We start from the raw sequence: 16,968 nt of genomic DNA, 5'->3' as shown, positions 1-16,968 counted from the left end.
GCGCTGTCAGCTTGGGAAGTCTTTCACGATCACAGCATCTGACCAGGGGAAACGCTGACCTGGGCAGTTTTCAGTCGAGGAACCGTGAGTTCCCGCGACTCCCCCTTGATCGCCGTCCGAACGGGCACGCAGCGGGCACGGCCTTGGCGGACCGCATGCACGTACATGACGCATCACCCCGACGTCGAAACGCCCTACCCGAAAGCAGCTCGTGATCATAGGGGGTTGGACAGCACCGCTGCGCGAGCAAGAAGATCTCGGCATGGGAACCATGCATCCACGGGTTTGTCGAGTGCCGCATGTGGACCCGCGGGCTCGACATAGGTGACTCCGCTTGGTGCGCCGCCATCTCTCTGTCGATGTTGGGAGTGCACAGAGACTACGACGCCTTCGATTGCCTCTTCGGCGTACGCAGCTCAGGCGACTGGCGACCGATCGCGGACTCCCCCAGGACGCATCGGAGGCCGCCAAAGCGGAATTGGCGCAATGGGGGAAGTCGCCTTCGGCGTCACGTGGTTGAGTTGGGAAGAGGTCACCGCGATCGATTGGGATGAACCGGCCCTTCATCCGACGAACCTAGCCAGTACCGGCAGCTTCCCGACCAAACCCTGGAACTCGTTTACCGCTCGGTCTGGAGCCGTAGGTTCGCTCGCGTGAGTGGCGTGGACACCTTAACGGTTGATCCTGGCCACGTTGCGCTGTGGGATGAAGGCACCGAGTGGAGGGCGGGAAACACCGTCTTCCGTGTCGAACGTGCCACACGTCCTGAGCGACCATGACTGACCCCTCCTCACCCCTCTTAATGGCCGCTAATGGCCCGGCGATCATTTGCGGTCTGTGTTTCTCGCGTGACGCAGATACTCGGACCAGGCAGCGGCCCTCTCGACGCTAACAAGGCGGTCGCGACGCTGAGGGAGGATGCGAAGTAGGATAAAGGGCATGAGCGAGCCTACGGGCAAGTATTCGATCACCATGCCGCGTGACATCGCCGAGGCCGCCCGTTCCCGGAGCGGCCCTTCCGGCCTGTCCGCCTACGTCGCCGCAGCCGTCGCCCGCCAGATCGAGCGCGACAATCTCAACGAACTCATCCAGGTCGCCGAGGCCGAGCACGGCCCCATCACCGACGACGAAGTCCAGGCACTGCGCGACCAACTCCACCAGGCCCGCAGGGAACAGGCCAATGGTGGGGCGGCCGCGTGACCCGTTCTCCCGCTGCTCCCGGCGGCACACTTGTCCTCGACAGCGAGGGACTGGCCAAGGCCGTCCTGCGTGACCGTACGGTCACCGCATGGCTCGCTCTCGCCCGTGCCGACGACCTTCGCGTCATCACCTCTGCCGCCACCCTCGTCGAGGTGGTTCACCCCCGCGTCAACCGGCCGGCCCTGGAGTGGACGCTATCCCGCCTTGTCATCGAGCCGGTCACCGAACCGATCGCCCGCCACGCCGCCACTCTCTTGTCTGACGCCGGTCTGCACGGGCACAAGTACGCCATCGATGCCATGCTCAGCGCCACCGCCCTCGCTGCCCCCAGTCCCGTCACGGTCCTCACGTCCGACCCCGAGGACCTCACCACCCTGTGCGGCGCACGCGTTACCGTCATCAAGGTCTGAGCCGTGCCGCTGGCCTGCTGGTTCCAACAGGGTGATCACCCGGCTTAACGAAAGACAGGGCTCAAGAACCCTGAACAACAACAAAACCCAGGCACCGAATCCATTGGCTACCTGGGTTTCTTACTTGGAGCGGGTGACGGGAATCGAACCCGCGCTGTCAGCTTGGGAACCGGCTACTGATCTTGGCGTCCTGAGCTGGGGAAACGGGGATGCAGGTCAGCACGGATTGCTTGCCCGTGAGTGACCGTGAGAGACCGCGGCTGTCCGCCTGTTCTGGCACGGATCTGGCACGCGATCGATGCCTCATGTTGTGGCGTTGTCGGCCGAAGCTGGCAGCATGCAGCCTTATGGACGTGAACGACTTCAGGTTCTTCCTCCAGCGATCCCCGCAGGCGGAGTGCAGATCATGACCGAGGATGAGATCTTCGAAGCGATACGGTCCGACGCTGGGCCTGATGTCCTACCGGTGGCCTCGTCCGAGGCGGTCGCTGAGGCTGAAGAGGCCATTGGGCACCCGCTCCCTTTGCTGCTACGGCGGTTGTATCTGGAGGTAGGAAACGGAGGTTTCGGCCCTCGGGGTGGCATCATCGGTGTACGGGGCTACGACTTCTGGAGCAGCGATATCTTCCCGGACATCACTGAATCGGCTGTGGAGTTTCACACGGAGTCCTACGGACGACAGGCAGGCATGATCCAGTTGTTGGACTGGGGATGTGCAATCGCGTCGTTGCTGGATTGCCGTGATCCTGAGGGCGCGATGTGGGGATGGGATCCCAACCTGTGCTGCTTGGATCATGCGCTCTTTCCTCAGGACATCACCTTCGCATCGTGGCTCGCGGAGTCGATTGGCCGCGACCTTCGCCGAGCCCTTCTATGACGGTTACTTTGACGTCTCGCCACAAGATGAGCCAGGGAGCGCGGTAAGCACCGTCGGAGAAGAGGATGAACCGTGCATGTGGGTGCCACCCGTCTGGCTGAAAGGCAGGAAGGCCGGCATCTGGGAGCGCCGTCACCAGTCCGATGACTGACAGGTTGGGCTTCGTAAGCGAGTGCGAGGCCTAGTTCGGGAGGAGCGCTTCCACCAAGATCTGCACGAGGCGATCAAGAAGCATCAGGCCTCGGATTCCGCATCCGGCCTGGACCATCACGCTGAGAGCGGGTGACGGGAATCGAACCCGCTGTCAGCTTGGGAATTGCAGGGATCTTGGCTCGTAGGGACGTTGACCTGCGGCTAAGGCCGGTCATGAGTGACCGTGGTTGACCCCTCGTCACTGCCCTTAATGGCACGCTAATGGCACGACGGTCAAGTGGTCTCTGTTTAACGGAGCGGGAGCGCTCGCACCCTGATGCCTGCGGGGGCGAAGGCCACGATCGCACCCGTCAACAGGTGAGATTCGAGGACATCAAGGTGGTTAATGATGATATTCACCAGCTCTGGCGGTCGAAGCTCAAGGATCTCCCGTACGAGCATGACCGAGGGCTTGGTCGTACGGGCCTGAGCCAAAAGCGCGCCGAAGTCCGTATCCGCCGAGACGATGACCCGGCTGTCCGCCAAGGCAAGGGCCATGATCGTGGAGTCCGGCGCACTTGTCGCTTGGAGGTCGCGCACGTGCACCGCATCGTGACCGGCCTTCGTCAGCAGTTCAGCGACGCGCGGTGAGAGGTTCTCATCGATCAGGAAGTTCACGCCGGCTCTCGGAGGCGGTAGAAGTGGACGTTCGTGGAGGCCGCCGCGTACTCCAGCCCCTGCTTGATGTCCTCGCGTTCGAGGTCGGGGTAATCCGACAAGATCTCATCGAAGGTCCAGCCAGCCGCGACGAGCCGTACCACCGTCTCCACGGTGATTCGCAGCCCTCGGATGGTCGGTTTGCCTTCGAGCTTGTCGAGCTCGACAGTGATCCGATCGAAGTTCATGCTGTCTCCCCTCCATCTCGATACTGCCAGCTCGCACCTGCGCTAGCGACCGCGATACCGCAGCGACATGAAGAGAGATGAGGAAGATCAAGGCAACCGGCAAGCACCAGGGGTCCAGCTGAGCTTTCTGTGGAGCGGGTGACGGGAATCGAACCCGCGCTGTCAGCTTGGGAAGTCTTTCAGGGTCATGTCCTCTGAGCAGGGGAAACGCCGACCTGGGCATATGCCGGTCGAGTGACCGTGAGTTCCCGTGACTCCCCGCTGACCACCGGGGGAACGGGCACGCAACGGGCACGCCTTGGATGGAGAGAGTCCATGATTCCCATGATCAACGTGAGTTGTTCCACGGCTCCACTGGCATGTGGGCGAGAGCGTGGGAAGCGAGTCCTCTGATCTCTTCCCAGTGAGGGTGGGAGCGCAGGGCCTCTTGAGTCCATGCTAAAGGACCGTCGTCAGTGAGGCTCATCAACTTTCGGTCTATATAGCCGAGTGTGCTGTCGAGTTCCTCGGAGATCCATCCCGCGTCCCGGCACGGCCATGCGGCGGGATAGACCGCGTCGAAGTCGAGCGCCAGTTCATCGATGCTCGCCGGTCCGATCCACTCAAGCTGCTCACCTGCGGACTGCGCGAGATGTCGCAGGCTCGTCCCGAGGAAGGACCAAATGCCTTCGGCGTCGACCTGGGCGTTATGCACAGATCAATGCTAGGCCGATCGAGGGTGGTTCTCTGAGTTCAGCCTCATGCTTGGAGCGGGTGACGGGAATCGAACCCGCGCTGTCAGCTTGGGAATTGCAGGGATCTTGGCTTGTAGGGGCGTTGACCTGCGGCTGAGGCCGGTCGTGAGTGACCGTGGTTGACCCCTCGTTACCGCCCTTAATGGCACGCTAATGGCACGACGATCAGCCCGCGACCTGGTGTTTCCGCGCGACGCGCGCACCTCGCCTGGCTGATCATCCCGTGTGCCGTCGACCCGCCCGAAGGGGAAGCGGGCCAGGGCCACGGGTGCCAGATGGAGCGCCCCACGGACGAACGATCTGGTACCCGTGGCCCTGGTCTGCTCGGCTTGTCCCGGGTCGATGGCGGACGGGATGATCAGGCTTCCACCTCAGCCGCTTACGGCCATCAGGCACGCGCACCGATCATCCCGGAGCCGGAGCGCCCCCGCCGGAGGCGCTGTGGTCTCAGCTAAGGATCGTGTGGAGAAGCCCGATCACCACCAAGGCTGTCCCTACTCCAGCCACAACATTGCCAGTTGTGCTTCCCAGCCAAACACCGACAACGGTGCCAGCGAGGAAGATCACGGCCCAGCGAAGAGGGAGCCGAGACGGCTCCTCTCGCGGCGGGTTGTCCTTTGGCGCTGGAGATCGCCGGACTAGACTCACGATTAGATGTCCTCTCGTTGACAGACGCGCTGGACATGAGAGCGGCTCCCCTGTTCGCGCAGGGGGGCCGTTCGCTTTCGCTGGCGGCCAGGCTCTCAGGTGACCAATCCTGCCGACACGAGTACGTCCTGACGCACCCGACACGCCGAAGACGCCGAAATACCGCAAGAACGCTCGCTTTCGCCGTACGCTGTCAACCGGTGAACAAGTGATCCACTTCGCTGGCAGAACTGCTCGCGTGTAGCGCAGAACTGACATGGCGGCGATCGATCTCGTGCGGCCCGAGCACGGCCGTGCGCGAGAACGGCCCCCAGGCCGCACGCGCAGCGTGCGGCCGAGCGCAGGGCCGCGACGGTGGCGCGGAGCGCCGCCGCTTGATACCTACAAGAGCTATTCGGCAGTGCGTTGGCTGTATCTCGCAGCCTTGCGCGCCTCAGCGATGAGTTCGACGAGATCAGCAACCAGCTTGGGGCTTGCGGCGATGGTCGCGTGAGCGGTCATGCTGTGCGGGCTGCCGTCGATGTCGACCACGGTGGCTCCGGCTTCGCGGGCGATGACGACGCCTGCGGCGGTGTCCCACGGATTGTTGCTCAGCATGATGTTGGCGTCGATCTTGCCGTCTGCAACCCACGCCAGGTCGATCGCTGCTGAGCCGAACATCCGAACGCGCTGAACCCGCGCGGCCAGCTCGTGAGTCAGAGCGAAGCGAGGCCGGTTACGCTCCAGGGCGTCCTCCCCCACCGCATAATCGCCGAGAGCCACGATGGCGGCCTCCAAGGTGCGGGCGTCACTCACCCGGATGTCGGAGCCGTTGGCTTGGGCGCCTGCTCCTTCTGCAGCGATGTAGCGGATGCCGAGCAGCGGCAGATCGATGACCCCCAGCGTGGGCATGTCCTTATCGACCAGACCGAGAGACACGCCGCAGAGTGGGATGCCGTGCAGGAAGTTGGCCGTCCCGTCCACCGGGTCGAGCGCCCACATCAGACCATCACCAATGCGGCCGACGCCCTCCTCTTCGCCAAGGAATCCGATCTCAGGCGTCTCTCGGGACAGGAACTCGCGTACAGCCTGTTCGACGGCGTAATCCACCTCCGTAGCCATGTCCCGGTCGCCCTTAGCAGTGACGACACCGGGAGCCTTGGTCCGGATGATCTCGCTGGCCATCGACACAGCCTGTTCAGCGATGGGGAGGAGGGACCGGGCGTCGATGGTCATACGGGTATGCTCCGCTCCCACATCTCGGTGAACACCTGATCGAAGACAGGAAACAGGCCGTCAGCAGCGGTGTTATCTCTAATCACCAAGGTAGGTGAGTCGACTCCGCGGGCCTGCGGCAGGTACGGCTGCACCACGCAGAGCGCCCGATCCACGATCAGGAGGTTGAACCGGATCGTCTCGTCGTAGACGTGCAGTTCGAGGCGCTGAGCTGACGCGGTGTCGAGCCGGTCGCGGAGCCTGGTCAGCATGGTGATGTTGAGCGCCGTAAGGGTCGTCAACGTGCTGTCGGTGTAGCGCTCTTCCGCCTCGCGTGCGCGTATCGCCTGCCCCTTCGGGTCGAGGAAGAGGCACCGGATCCGGGTGCCGGAGTCCAGCAGGCGCCTGAGCTGGTGATCGGGATAACCCTGGCAAAGCACGTTGAGCGACAGACCCGCCGCATTGATCTCCTTCGCGCTGTCGAACAGTGTCGAGGCGGGATAGGCGGAGGAGAAAGCAGAGCGGCTGCTGAAGACAGCGGTCACATCGGCCATCTGCGGCATGGCGCCGAGCTCGGCGTCGGGGCCGGCGCTTCTGGCTGGCTCCGGCGTTGCCCTTGGCGTGGGCACTTCGACGGTGTTCGTGGAGAACAATTCGTGGGCCGACCTGCCGGGGAACATCGCCTCCAGGACACGGCAGTGGCCGGAGTACGGCAAGCCCTTGAGTTCGCCGGTCAGCCAACGGTGGAGCTGCGCACGACTCGGCCAACCGCCCTGCAACGAGGGGTCCACCTTCTTGGCCGCCTTGTCGTACTCCTTACAGAACGTGCTGTATGTCTGCCAGTGGCGTTGCGTCAGGAGCGTCTTCAACAGGATCGGCTGGTCAGTCATGATCCGCGCCTCGGGCTGGGGTGCCATATGGGCCCAGGTTAGCGACAGAGACGAGCGAGGACGAGACAAAGAAGAGACGAACAGAAACGAGCCGATCACAGACGGTACTTGGGAGCGATCGAGACGTGACAGAGCCTCGGGCAATCCTCGTCACATGACTGCGCGATGTGTTTCCTGCTCGGGGCGGGGCTGGAAGTACGTGAGCCTGCGCCGCGTCCTGGTGGCGGCCGAGAACCCTGCTGACGCCTCTTCCGGTGAGCGACACCGAGACGACTGCTGGCGATGCAACGGGACCGGAAAGGCAGGGGCGCTGTCGTGAGCCTGATTGCCCACTGCCTCAGCTTCCATGTCGCCCCTCCCCGTCCGGATCACATGCGCCTGGTCTGGCGAGAGCCCTTCAAGGCGGAGGACCGGGTCCGCGTGGCCGCCTGGACCTGCGACTGCGTGGACACGGTGTACGAGCTCTGCCACGCAGCCGGTCAGGCCTACATCCGCAGAACTCAGCGGAGCCGCGGATCCGTGCAAAGCCGTGAGACCTACCGATGGCGGTTCAGCGAGGCACAACGTGTCTGGCTGGCTCTGCTCGACGGCGGGGCTCGATAAGGCAGGCGTGACGGTGGGCAATACCGAGTGCCCGTGACCGTCGCGTCTCGGTTGGTGGGGGACGTCTGTTGCGCAGTCAGATAGTCCCCCACCATGCCGAACGTTCCTCGTCCGAGGGGAAGACAAGCCGTCCAACTCGAACTAGGCTTAACGACAAGTCGAGTTGTTGGATGGTCGTCATGTCGTCTGAAGAGTTCGCGCCGCCGAAGTACGCCCAGATCGTGCAGGCGATCAGGCAGAAGATCGCGGACGGGACCTATCCTCCCGGTTCGCTGCTGCCATCCGAGACGCAGCTTGTTCGCGACTTCCGGGTAAGCCGTCCAACCGTCGTACGGGCGCTCCAAGTGCTCCAGCTCCGTGGCGTCATCGAGAGGGAGCACGGCAAGGGCTCCTTCGTGAAGGCCACTCCACCTGTATCGCCGGAAGAGAGCACCCGCCCTGGACGCGCTGTCTTGGATCGGGCCGAGGCCGACGAGAACTGTTCCGTCATCGACGCAGGACCTTTCGCCGCCGATGCGACCGTGGCGAAGCTGCTCGACGTGCCCAAAGGATCCCCCGTGATTCGCCGGCGGATCCTGTTCCGCGATGCTGAGCGGCCAATAGACCTGGTCACCCTCTGGTGTCCGGCTCATCAGGCCGACGGAACGCAACTCGGTGAGACGGGACAGCTGTCGGTCGGCATCAGGCAGCATCTGCAGACTGCGAAGGGTCTCAAGTTGCAGCACGTCGTCGAACGGCTGAGCGCTCGACACCCTTTGAGCGACGAGGCCAAGCTTCTCGAAATACGCAAGACCACGCCCGTCCTCGGGGTGTTGGCGAGTGTTTTCAACGGTGGCGGACGCCCTGTACTCGTTGTTGATCTGGTGCTTCCCGGCGACCTTCATGAGTTGGAGGACGCGTACTCGCTCTAATCGTCAAGCAGGTGCGAGTAGTCGTATCCCAGGTCCGATAACTGCTCTTGGACCCAACGGCTGTGGTGGCCCTCCGGTCTGCGTAGGAAGAACTTCAAGCTCGCGACCGCTCGCTTCTCGCGCGCCCTTCTTCCACGAGGCTGGAAATCGCCAGGTAGATTATGGCATAGATCCGCAATTAGCCCGATTTGCTCAACGAAGTCGGCGGGAATTTCGCCGTCCGGCAATCGTCGAGGCTGTCGCATGCGCGCCATATGCCGAATTTCGAGATAAGCCAAGGACATTAGGCTGAGCACCGCTTCCTGCGCGGACATCTGCCGAGCCATCGCGCTCCCTTCGCGTAGGACGATTCGGCGCAATTCTCCTCAATCTTCTCGTGCACCACCTGACTCCAAGAAAAATGTCGCCAACTCGTGTTGTCGAGTGCTCGAAAGCGGGGTACCTTCATGACAACTCGACAAGACGAGTTAGCGACAAGACGACTAGCTAGGAGCAAGCCTCATGGCACTGCAAGGTCCCATCCCCGTTACGTTCGACATGGTCTTCCCGCACGGCTGCTACATCGTTGGCGAGGTCGAGCCCGTCAAGGATTTCGACGCCTCGACCAACGGGCGCTTCGTCCAGGCTCGCGACAAGCAGACGGGCGAGCTCGTCTGGCAGGTCACCGTCATGGACGCGGACCCGTCGCTCAAGGCCGCTCAGAAGACGGTGGCCGTGAAGATCCTCAGCCCGGTGCAGCCGGTTCCTCCGGCTCCCGTGCCGGGGCTGCCGTTCACGCCGGTGGACTTCGACCACATGGCGGTCACGCCGTACGTCAACCAGGCCGGACGGCTGGCGTACTCCATCAAGGTTCGCGAGATGCGGGCTCCTCGTCCCGCTGCCAAGACGACCGCGACCAAGGACGCGGCGTGATGGGGCGGCGCAAGGCTTTCCCAGCCAGCACGATCAATCTCAAGGCCGGTCAGGGCGCCGACGTACGCAACCATCCCTATCCACTGCGATCGCCCGTCCTGGGGCTGGTCTTCTTCGGCACGCAGGTGCTCATCACCACCTCAGCCAACGATCACGTCACCCTCGACGACGTCGAGTTCGCTCGGAGTCTGGCGCGCGAGGCCGCAATGTTCGCCGGCGCGGTGGAGCGCATGTTCCACGGCCTGCCGAACGGACTGGGGGTGGCGGGCCGATGACTCTCAAGCCGTACACCTACATCACGATGTCCATGCGTCGGGGCGAGCCCTCGCGAGTCAGCGTCTATTTCAACTCGGTGGACCTGCGGGCTCGTGCCTGGCTGGGCGAGACGGGCAACCCCTGCTTCGACCTGGACACCTCGGACGGCTCGGTGACCGTCTCGACCGCAGGCCCGGTGACAGACCAGGACCTCACCGTCGCTCGCGAGATCTTCAACGCCGCCGCTCGATACCTGGGCGACTGCGAGCGACTGCACTCCGAGCAGACAGCCAAGGCCACCGCTGACGAGGCGGCCTGATGTTCAGCGGGGCCGCAGGAAGCGGCAACTTCCGGCGGCCCCTCGGTCTTCCGCACACACCACATGCTTGGAAGGACTTCACCCTAATGTTCAAGAGGTTGCCCGGCGACGAGCCGCACCGCATCGTCTCCACCACCCCTGACACGGCGGTGGTCTTCAAACCGGCCGTGGTCCAGACCCCGGCGATCATCACTCTGATCATCTTCACCGCGCGGTTCGTCGCCGCTCTGGTTCGCCTCATCTGGCGGCATCCGATCGCACTGGCCGTGGCCGCAGTTCCCGGCGCGCTCTGTTTCGCGTACGGCTGGCGCGTCGCGCTGCTGCTCATCACTCCGGTCCTCGCCGGGCTGCTCGCCTGGGCGGTCCTCGACAGGCCCACGTTCGCGCGGTGGGTCGGCTGGCGGCTGATGGCGTTCGCACGCTGGTTCTGGATCTACCGGCGACACTGGCAGCCGGTCATGACCGTCTCCGGTCTGGCACGGCGCATTCGCGGGCGGGAGTACGTTCCACGGCTGGTCAAGGTCACCTGCGACTCGTGGGCCGATCGGGTTACCGTTCGCATGCTCGACGGCCAGGCGGTCAAGGAGTGGACCGACAAGATCGAGAACCTTTCCCATGGCTTCGGCTCGGAGTCATGCCGGGTCTCGGTGGCCAAGGCCGGTCGCCTCGTGCTGACCTTCCCACGCCGTGATCCGCTGGCCACACCGATACCAGCACTTCCTGTTTCCGATATGCCGACCGTGGGACCGGTCGAGGTCGGCAAGCAGGAGGACGGCTCTGCTTGGCTGCTCCGGGTGCACGGGACTCACGTCCTGGTCGCAGGTGCCACCGGGGCGGGTAAAGGGTCGATCATCTGGTCAGCTGTGCGTGGGCTCCTGCCTGCCATGCGGGCGGGCCTGGTGGAGGTCTGGGCACTCGATCCGAAGCTGATGGAGCTGTCGTACGGCAAGGCGCTCTTCGGCGGTCGGTACGCGGCCGATCCCGCTGACTGTGCTGACCTGCTCGACGAGGCCGTGAGCGTCATGCAGAAGCGCGCGGCTCGTTTCGCCGGGGCGCAACGCTCGCACATGCCGACCCTCGACCATCCATTCGTTCTGGTCGTGGTCGACGAGGTGGCGTTCCTGACCGCGTACCAGTCCGACAAGCAGCTGAGGCAGCGTATCTCCGCTGCCCTGGCCACGCTGACCACCCAGGGGCGCGGTCGGCTTCGGCGTCCTGGCGGCTCTTCAGGACCCGCGCAAGGAGGTCATGAACATCCGCAACCTCTTCCCGGACAAGATCGCCCTTCGGCTCGACGAGTCGGAGCAGGTGGACATGGTTCTCGGCGACGGGGCGAGAGATCGCGGCGCGCTGGCCGACCTGATCTCTCCTCGTCCTGAGAGGGGCGCTGGCGTCGGCTACGTCCGGCTGGAGACCAGTCCCGATCCGATTCGCGTCCGGGCGGCGTACGTCTCCGACGAGGACATCCGCGCGATGGTCGGTGAGGTCGAATGACGCTCGCTCACTTCCTCGATGGCCTGCGGTGCGCTGTTTGCGGCGCGCTCAATGTCCTGCGGCTCGACCTGCTGCGGGGCCTGGTCGAGTGCCGCGAGTGCGGACAGGCCGCGCTCATCTTCCCCGAGATCGGAGAGGAGGTCCGTTGACCGACCGCAAGACTCCACGCGCTGTCCGCATGGCTCAACCGCTCGCCCGCGATGTGGCCGAGGAGATCGCCAAGCTGCACGGCGTCTGCATCCGTCCCATCGCACTCAAGCGGCTCGACGTGACCACCGGCAAGACAGAGGTCGTCGATGTCCCGTGCGGCTCACCGCTGGAGAGCAAGTGCCCTCCCTGCTCGAAGCGCAACCGGCAACTCCGCATGGCCCAGTGCCGTGAGGGCTGGCACCTCGACGAGGAGCCCATCATCACGCCCGACGAGCCGACCGACGGACAGCGCTGGCTCGTCGAGTTCCGGGCTGACATGCAGGCGAAGCGGGACAGCGAAGAAAAGGCCGGCGGCGACACCACCGACTTGGACGCCGTGCTCACCGGGCTCGACATCGAGATCAACGAGGCTGGGATGCGGGGGAACGTACTGGGTCGTACGGCCTCCAAGCGGGTCCGCTCGACCAAGCGCCGTCAGGACGCACCGGACCTGCCCAAGCAGAAGATGGCCAGCACCACGCTGGGGCGGACCTTCGAGGCTGCGGACGGCAAGATCTACCGGCCCTCACTGTTCGTCACGCTCACCCTGCCCAGCTACGGCAAGGTCATGAACGGCGCGCCCGTCGATCCTGACGGCTACGACTACGTGCGGGCGGCCCGCGATGCGCTGCACTTCTCCAAGCTCGTGGACCGGTTCGTGCAGAATCTTCGCCGGGTGGCGGGCTATGACGTGCAGTACTTCGCCACTGTGGAGCCTCAGAAGCGGCTCGCGCCGCACCTGCACATGGCCATCCGGGGCACCCTCCCACGCGCTGAAATCAAGCAGATAGCGGCGGCCACTTATCACCAGGTCTGGTGGCCCCAGGCCGACGAAGCATGCTTCGAGGGCGAGCACCTACCCGTCTGGAACGACGGCATCGGCTACCTCGACCCTGACACGGGCGAGGTCCTGCCCACCTGGGACGAAGCTCTCGACCAGCTCGGCGACGAGCCCATGCACGTGATCCGCTTCGGCGATCAAGTGGACGTCAAGGGCCTGCTCGCCGGGTCGCCGGACGCTGACCAGTGCATCCGGTACCTGTCCAAGTACCTCACCAAGAGCCTCGGCGAGACCTTGGATGGACAGGCACAGCGGCAGCACGCAGCCCGCTTCGTCGATGCCCTGCGCTACGAGCCGTGCTCGCCCACCTGCCCTAACTGGCTGCGGTACGGCGTGCAGCCCAAGACCGCCAAAGCCGGGATGGTGCCCGGCCACTGCCGGTCCAAGGCACACAAGCCGGAACACCTCGGCTACGCGGGCCGTCGCGTCCTGGTCAGCCGGAAGTGGTCGAACAAGACGCTGGCAGAACACAAGCAGGATCGCCGCACTTGGGTGCTTGAGGCTCTCGGACAACCGGACGAGACACCCGACCCGCATCGGTACGTCTGGCGTCCCATCAAGGCCGGTGACCCCGATCTCGCCCCGATCGGCGTCCGGCTGCTCCGATCCGTCGCAGAGCGCCAACGCTGGCGTGCTCACCTGCAACGACTCGAAGAACAGAATCTTTCGGCAACTCAACCAGCGGCCTGAAGGAGGCGACCTTGGACCAACTGTTCACCGTGCCAGAGGCGGCCAGACTGCTGCACACCTCAGTTCGCTTCGTACGCCGACTCATCGCCGAACGTCGCATCGAGTTCGTCAAGGTCGGGCGGCATGTCCGCATCCGTGAATCAGCACTGATCGCCTTCGTCGTCGCGGGCACCGTCGCGCCCATGACGACCTTCGACGCAACCGGGAGGGCCGCCTGATGGCGAACAAGGACAACCATCGCCGTTTCGGCAACATCCGGAAGCTGCCCTCCGGCCGGTTCCAGATCCGTTACCCCGGTCCGGACGGGCGCATCAGGACCGGAGAAGACACCTACGAGCGCAAGGGCGACGCGGATAGGGCGCTCACCCTGATCGAGGGGCAGATCCTCTCCGGTGAGTGGACGGATCCGGAGCGGAGCAAGATCAAGCTCGCTGAGTATTCGGCAATCTGGATCGACCAGCGCCCCGGCCTCCGGCCAAGGACCGTGGACCTCTATCGGTGGCTGCTCAAGAAGCACATCACGCCGTATCTCGGCGCGGTTCCGATTGGGAAGCTCTCGACGGCGATGATTCGGCAGTGGCGTGCTGATCTTCTGAGCAAGGGTGTCTCGGTCAGCATGGCGGCCAAGGCTTACCGGCTGCTGCGCGCCGTCCTGATGACCGCGGCCGAAGACGACCGGCTCATCTCGCGCAACCCGTGCAGGATCCGCGGGGGCGGTGACGAGAAGGCGGAGGAACGGCCCGTCCTCACCGTGTCTCAGGTCTTCGCCCTGGCCGATGCGATCGGGCGTCGCCCTATCGGCAACATCCGGAAGTCCGGTAAGGCGTACCGGCTCCGGCTCCAGCGACATGGTGAGATGCGAACTCATCCCGAGGTCTTCGCCACACGAGCAGCGGCCGAGCAGGCTCTTTGGAAGATGCTCGACAAAGGGCAGGCCGATGGCACCCACAACCGGCGCTTCCGGGCCTTCGTCCTGCTGGCCACCTTCGCGAGCCTGCGATGGGGCGAGATCACCGCGCTGACCCGCAGTGACATCGACCTCGACGCCGGAACGGTGCGGGTCAAGGCGGCCTATGTCGAGCGCTCCACCGGTGAGTTGGTGCTCGGGCCGCCGAAGTCCAAGGCTGGCCGGCGCGTGGTCGGCATCCCGCAGGCGATCATCCCGGCGCTTCGGGAGCACCTGCAGATCTTCGTCCAGCCAGAACACGGCGCTCTCGTGTTCGCGGGCATCAAGGGCGGTCCTATGCGGCGGAGCGGCTTCAACAAGCTGTCCGGCTGGACGGAGGCCGTACGCGCGCTCGGCCTTCCTGGTCTGCACTTTCATGATCTCCGCCACACCGGGAACATGATCGCCGCAGAGTCCGGGGCTGGGCTCAAGGACCTGATGGCCAGGATGGGTCACGACAACGTCAGGGCCGCGATGATCTACCAGCACGCCGTCAGAGGTGCCGACAAGATGATCACGGAAGCGATCGACAAGCACTTGATCAGGCATGAACGGGCACGCGAAGACAACGAGGATGACCCGCCTGGCGTGCTCGTCCCGGTCGGCTGATCGCAGACCTAATGGCACGTTAATGGCACGCGGAGATCAACAACCCTAGACAAGATCAAAGCCCAGGCACCGAGTCCATCGGTCTACCTGGGCTTTCGCTATGAGAGCGGGTGACGGGAATCGAACCCGCGCTGTCAGCTTGGGAAGCTGATGTTCTGCCATTGAACTACACCCGCATCGGCCGTAGCCGCGACCACCACTCTAGCGGAAACTCGGCCCACATCAGCCAGCCGTGCCCCCCGAGTTTCCCACCGGCACGCGGTAGGTTGCTCTGCGTGCTGCTATCTGACCGCGACATCATGGCCGAGATCGACTCGGGACGGCTTGCCCTCGATCCGTTCGATCGGGACATGATTCAACCGTCCAGTATCGACGTCCGGCTCGATCGGTTCTTCCGGGTGTTTGAGAATCATCGGTATCCGCATATCGATCCGTCCGTGGAGCAGCCGGATCTGACGCGGATGGTGGAGCCTGAAGGGGATGATCCGTTCATTCTGCATCCGGGGGAGTTCGTGCTGGCCTCGTCGTACGAGGTGATCAGCCTGCCTGATCACCTGGCGTCGCGGCTGGAGGGGAAGAGTTCGCTGGGGCGGCTCGGGCTGTTGACTCACTCGACTGCCGGGTTCATCGATCCGGGGTTCAGTGGGCATGTCACGTTGGAGCTGTCCAATGTGGCCACGTTGCCGATCAAGCTGTGGCCGGGGATGAAGATCGGGCAGCTGTGTGTGTTTCGGTTGAGTTCGCCGGCTGAGCATCCGTACGGGTCGTCGAAGTACGGGTCGCGGTACCAGGGGCAGCGCGGGCCGACGCCCTCCCGGTCGTTCCGGAACTTCCATCGGACGAAGATCTGATGATGATCCGATGAAGGTCTCTGACGAAGGTCGGATGCTCTGGGGTGTTTGAGGGCGAGCTGTTCTGTGCTGTTTGGGGCTTGCCTGGGGTGCGGGCGTCCCCCGCAGTACTGGCGGGCGGCCCCCAGGCAAACTGACAAGGGCCCCTCGGCTAGCTTGGCGGGCGCCTCGGGGTAGCTGGCAGTGGCCTCGGGGTAGTTGGCGGGCGTCTCCTGGACGGACCACCTGGCCTCCCTTGGGCGGGTGATCCCTCAGATGACCCTCTCGGGCGGGTGGGCCCTCGGAAAACTGGCGGGCGTGTCTCAGGTGGTCGGCGGGCGTCCCCCGGAGTACTGGCGGGCCTCGGCTAGCTGACGGGGGCGCCTCTGGAAACTGGCGGGCGGCTTGCGGAGAGCAGCGCGTCTCCAGCGTCCAACCCATGAGCAGCGGCGATGTGCCTGCCAGTAGACACAAGACGTCCGAGGCCGCAAGACGTCCGAAGACACGCCCCAACGACCCACGACCGGACTAGCGGTGGTCCGGAAATGTCACCAAGATGGACTGGACAAGCGGTGACCGAAACCCACGGCCAAGTCTCCCCCACCCCGCCGTGGAAAAAGGGCAACCAAACTACCAACCGGCCCGGTGTCGCACACCATACGAAGGGTAGCCAGTAGGAGAAGGGGACATGAAGTTCGCATTTCTCCTGGTAACCCGTACTCTCTACCACGGACCATCCCCGCACATCTGGAGAACGACGTGCGCCTGCGTCTCACGCCACGTGAGGACAGCTACTACGACCTGTTCGCCGACTCCGCGAACAACCTGGTCACGGCATCCCGTCTATTGGTCGAGATCATTAGTGAGGGATCGGACAGGGAAACCCTGGCCGAAAAGATGCGCGCCTGCGAGCACGCCGGGGACGAACGCACCCATGCGATCATGAACCGCCTCAATGAGAGCTTCATCACTCCGTTCGACCGTGAGGACATCTACCGCCTCGCCTCGAACCTCGATGACGTGATGGACGCCATGGAGGCGGCATCCGACCTCATCGTGCTCTACCAGATCGACCACCTCCCCAAGGACGTCGTCCGCCAGGTGGAGGTGCTGGAGCGGGCCGCCGAGCTGACCGCCGAGGCCATGCCGCGCCTGCGGTCGATGAAGAACCTCAACGAGTACTGGATCGAGGTCAACCGGCTGGAGAACCAGGGTGACCAGGTCTACAGAAGGCTGCTGGCCAAGCTGTTCAGCGGTGAGTACGACGCGTTGACGGTCATGAAGATGAAGGAGGTCGTCGACGCCCTTGAGGAGGCGGCCGACGCCTTCGAGCACGTCGCCAACACGGTCGAGTCGATCGCGGTCAAGGAAAGCTAACC

At 64.2% G+C, this 16,968-nt stretch carries 19 protein-coding genes and 1 tRNA gene; 14 read left to right on the top strand and 6 right to left on the bottom strand.

The window, feature by feature from the left end:
• Positions 1-939: 939 nt before the first annotated feature.
• The 3 genes from AB0B64_RS43025 to AB0B64_RS43015 all read left to right on the top strand — a co-directional run bounded on the left by AB0B64_RS43025 (position 940) and on the right by AB0B64_RS43015 (position 2,487).
• Positions 940-1,200, top strand: a complete 261-nt coding sequence (locus AB0B64_RS43025) for a CopG family transcriptional regulator (protein WP_358185548.1) — start codon at positions 940-942, stop codon at positions 1,198-1,200.
• A complete protein-coding gene (locus tag AB0B64_RS43020; protein WP_358185545.1) occupies positions 1,197-1,610 on the top strand; it encodes a PIN domain-containing protein in 414 nt (137 codons plus the stop codon). Before AB0B64_RS43025 ends, AB0B64_RS43020 begins: the two co-directional genes overlap by 4 nt.
• A 406-nt stretch (positions 1,611-2,016) precedes the next feature.
• Complete coding sequence (locus AB0B64_RS43015) at positions 2,017-2,487, top strand: hypothetical protein (RefSeq protein WP_358185541.1); 471 nt, start codon at positions 2,017-2,019, stop codon at positions 2,485-2,487.
• A gap of 441 nt (positions 2,488-2,928) precedes the next feature.
• On the opposite strand, the gene AB0B64_RS43010 is transcribed toward AB0B64_RS43015, so the two are convergent.
• From AB0B64_RS43010 to AB0B64_RS42990, 5 genes are all read right to left on the bottom strand, one after another.
• Complete coding sequence (locus AB0B64_RS43010) at positions 2,929-3,297, bottom strand: DUF5615 family PIN-like protein (protein WP_358185538.1); 369 nt, start codon at positions 3,295-3,297, stop codon at positions 2,929-2,931.
• Positions 3,294-3,524, bottom strand: a complete 231-nt coding sequence (locus AB0B64_RS43005; protein WP_358185534.1) for a DUF433 domain-containing protein — start codon at positions 3,522-3,524, stop codon at positions 3,294-3,296. Before AB0B64_RS43005 ends, AB0B64_RS43010 begins: the two co-directional genes overlap by 4 nt.
• 328 nt (positions 3,525-3,852) lie before the next feature.
• Positions 3,853-4,218 carry a hypothetical protein gene (locus AB0B64_RS43000; RefSeq protein WP_358185531.1) on the bottom strand — a complete coding sequence of 122 codons (366 nt, stop codon included), beginning with the start codon at positions 4,216-4,218 and terminating at the stop codon, positions 3,853-3,855.
• 1,078 nt (positions 4,219-5,296) lie between these two features.
• Positions 5,297-6,121, bottom strand: coding sequence for an inositol monophosphatase family protein (locus tag AB0B64_RS42995; protein WP_358185528.1), 825 nt, complete (start codon positions 6,119-6,121; stop codon positions 5,297-5,299).
• Positions 6,118-6,990, bottom strand: a complete 873-nt coding sequence (locus AB0B64_RS42990; protein ID WP_358185525.1) for a DUF5919 domain-containing protein — start codon at positions 6,988-6,990, stop codon at positions 6,118-6,120. The genes AB0B64_RS42995 and AB0B64_RS42990 overlap by 4 nt, the downstream gene beginning before the upstream one ends.
• Before the next feature lie 773 nt (positions 6,991-7,763).
• On the opposite strand from AB0B64_RS42990, the gene AB0B64_RS42985 reads away from it, so the two are divergent.
• The 9 genes from AB0B64_RS42985 to AB0B64_RS42945 all read left to right on the top strand — a co-directional run bounded on the left by AB0B64_RS42985 (position 7,764) and on the right by AB0B64_RS42945 (position 14,759).
• Positions 7,764-8,504, top strand: coding sequence for a GntR family transcriptional regulator (locus AB0B64_RS42985; protein WP_358185522.1), 741 nt, complete (start codon positions 7,764-7,766; stop codon positions 8,502-8,504).
• A 501-nt stretch (positions 8,505-9,005) separates the two neighbouring features.
• The gene (locus AB0B64_RS42980; RefSeq protein WP_358185517.1) at positions 9,006-9,416 is read left to right on the top strand and encodes a plasmid replication, integration and excision activator; all 411 of its coding nucleotides are present in this window, start codon (positions 9,006-9,008) and stop codon (positions 9,414-9,416) included.
• A complete protein-coding gene (locus AB0B64_RS42975) occupies positions 9,416-9,691 on the top strand; it encodes a hypothetical protein (RefSeq protein WP_358185514.1) in 276 nt (91 codons plus the stop codon). The genes AB0B64_RS42980 and AB0B64_RS42975 overlap by 1 nt, the downstream gene beginning before the upstream one ends.
• Positions 9,688-9,990, top strand: coding sequence for a hypothetical protein (locus AB0B64_RS42970; protein WP_358185511.1), 303 nt, complete (start codon positions 9,688-9,690; stop codon positions 9,988-9,990). The genes AB0B64_RS42975 and AB0B64_RS42970 overlap by 4 nt, the downstream gene beginning before the upstream one ends.
• Positions 9,991-10,076: 86 nt before the next feature.
• Positions 10,077-11,369: an FtsK/SpoIIIE domain-containing protein gene (locus AB0B64_RS42965; protein WP_358185508.1), complete on the top strand. Its 1,293-nt coding sequence runs from the start codon at positions 10,077-10,079 to the stop codon at positions 11,367-11,369.
• A gap of 111 nt (positions 11,370-11,480) precedes the next feature.
• A complete protein-coding gene (locus AB0B64_RS42960; protein ID WP_358185505.1) occupies positions 11,481-11,633 on the top strand; it encodes a hypothetical protein in 153 nt (50 codons plus the stop codon).
• 29 nt (positions 11,634-11,662) lie between these two features.
• Complete coding sequence (locus AB0B64_RS42955; RefSeq protein ID WP_358185774.1) at positions 11,663-13,204, top strand: replication initiator; 1,542 nt, start codon at positions 11,663-11,665, stop codon at positions 13,202-13,204.
• 11 nt (positions 13,205-13,215) lie between these two features.
• Entirely contained in the window at positions 13,216-13,422 is a 207-nt protein-coding gene (locus tag AB0B64_RS42950) for a helix-turn-helix domain-containing protein (RefSeq protein ID WP_357958999.1), read from the top strand.
• The gene (locus AB0B64_RS42945; protein ID WP_358185502.1) at positions 13,422-14,759 is read left to right on the top strand and encodes a site-specific integrase; all 1,338 of its coding nucleotides are present in this window, start codon (positions 13,422-13,424) and stop codon (positions 14,757-14,759) included. The genes AB0B64_RS42950 and AB0B64_RS42945 overlap by 1 nt, the downstream gene beginning before the upstream one ends.
• 105 nt (positions 14,760-14,864) lie before the next feature.
• Here AB0B64_RS42945 and AB0B64_RS42940 read toward each other — a convergent pair.
• Positions 14,865-14,935 (bottom strand) — tRNA-Gly (locus AB0B64_RS42940).
• A gap of 99 nt (positions 14,936-15,034) precedes the next feature.
• Between AB0B64_RS42940 and dcd the strand changes: the two genes are divergently transcribed.
• Both dcd and AB0B64_RS42930 read left to right on the top strand, forming a co-directional pair.
• Positions 15,035-15,610: a dCTP deaminase gene (dcd, locus tag AB0B64_RS42935; protein ID WP_357959004.1), complete on the top strand. Its 576-nt coding sequence runs from the start codon at positions 15,035-15,037 to the stop codon at positions 15,608-15,610.
• A 738-nt stretch (positions 15,611-16,348) separates the two neighbouring features.
• Entirely contained in the window at positions 16,349-16,966 is a 618-nt protein-coding gene (locus AB0B64_RS42930) for a DUF47 family protein (protein WP_225294450.1), read from the top strand.
• Positions 16,967-16,968: the final 2 nt, after the last annotated feature.

The sequence above is a fragment of the Nonomuraea sp. NPDC049129 genome (genome assembly GCF_040648495.1).
In the GTDB taxonomy this organism is placed as follows: Bacteria; Actinomycetota; Actinomycetes; order Streptosporangiales; family Streptosporangiaceae; genus Nonomuraea.
Note: the sequence above shows the minus strand (reverse complement) of the source record. Positions and strands in the feature narration are given on the sequence as shown.

Coding starts and splice junctions, on each gene's coding strand:
- AB0B64_RS42945 (WP_358185502.1), top strand. CDS start 13,422: ATGGCGAACAAGGACAACCATCGCCGTTTCGGCAACATCCGGAAGCTG.
- AB0B64_RS42995 (WP_358185528.1), bottom strand. CDS start 6,121: ATGACCATCGACGCCCGGTCCCTCCTCCCCATCGCTGAACAGGCTGTG.
- AB0B64_RS42985 (WP_358185522.1), top strand. CDS start 7,764: ATGGTCGTCATGTCGTCTGAAGAGTTCGCGCCGCCGAAGTACGCCCAG.
- AB0B64_RS42970 (WP_358185511.1), top strand. CDS start 9,688: ATGACTCTCAAGCCGTACACCTACATCACGATGTCCATGCGTCGGGGC.
- AB0B64_RS42990 (WP_358185525.1), bottom strand. CDS start 6,990: ATGACTGACCAGCCGATCCTGTTGAAGACGCTCCTGACGCAACGCCAC.
- AB0B64_RS43025 (WP_358185548.1), top strand. CDS start 940: ATGAGCGAGCCTACGGGCAAGTATTCGATCACCATGCCGCGTGACATC.
- AB0B64_RS42965 (WP_358185508.1), top strand. CDS start 10,077: ATGTTCAAGAGGTTGCCCGGCGACGAGCCGCACCGCATCGTCTCCACC.
- AB0B64_RS42960 (WP_358185505.1), top strand. CDS start 11,481: ATGACGCTCGCTCACTTCCTCGATGGCCTGCGGTGCGCTGTTTGCGGC.
- AB0B64_RS42955 (WP_358185774.1), top strand. CDS start 11,663: ATGGCTCAACCGCTCGCCCGCGATGTGGCCGAGGAGATCGCCAAGCTG.
- AB0B64_RS43015 (WP_358185541.1), top strand. CDS start 2,017: ATGACCGAGGATGAGATCTTCGAAGCGATACGGTCCGACGCTGGGCCT.
- AB0B64_RS42980 (WP_358185517.1), top strand. CDS start 9,006: ATGGCACTGCAAGGTCCCATCCCCGTTACGTTCGACATGGTCTTCCCG.
- AB0B64_RS43005 (WP_358185534.1), bottom strand. CDS start 3,524: ATGAACTTCGATCGGATCACTGTCGAGCTCGACAAGCTCGAAGGCAAA.
- AB0B64_RS42975 (WP_358185514.1), top strand. CDS start 9,416: ATGGGGCGGCGCAAGGCTTTCCCAGCCAGCACGATCAATCTCAAGGCC.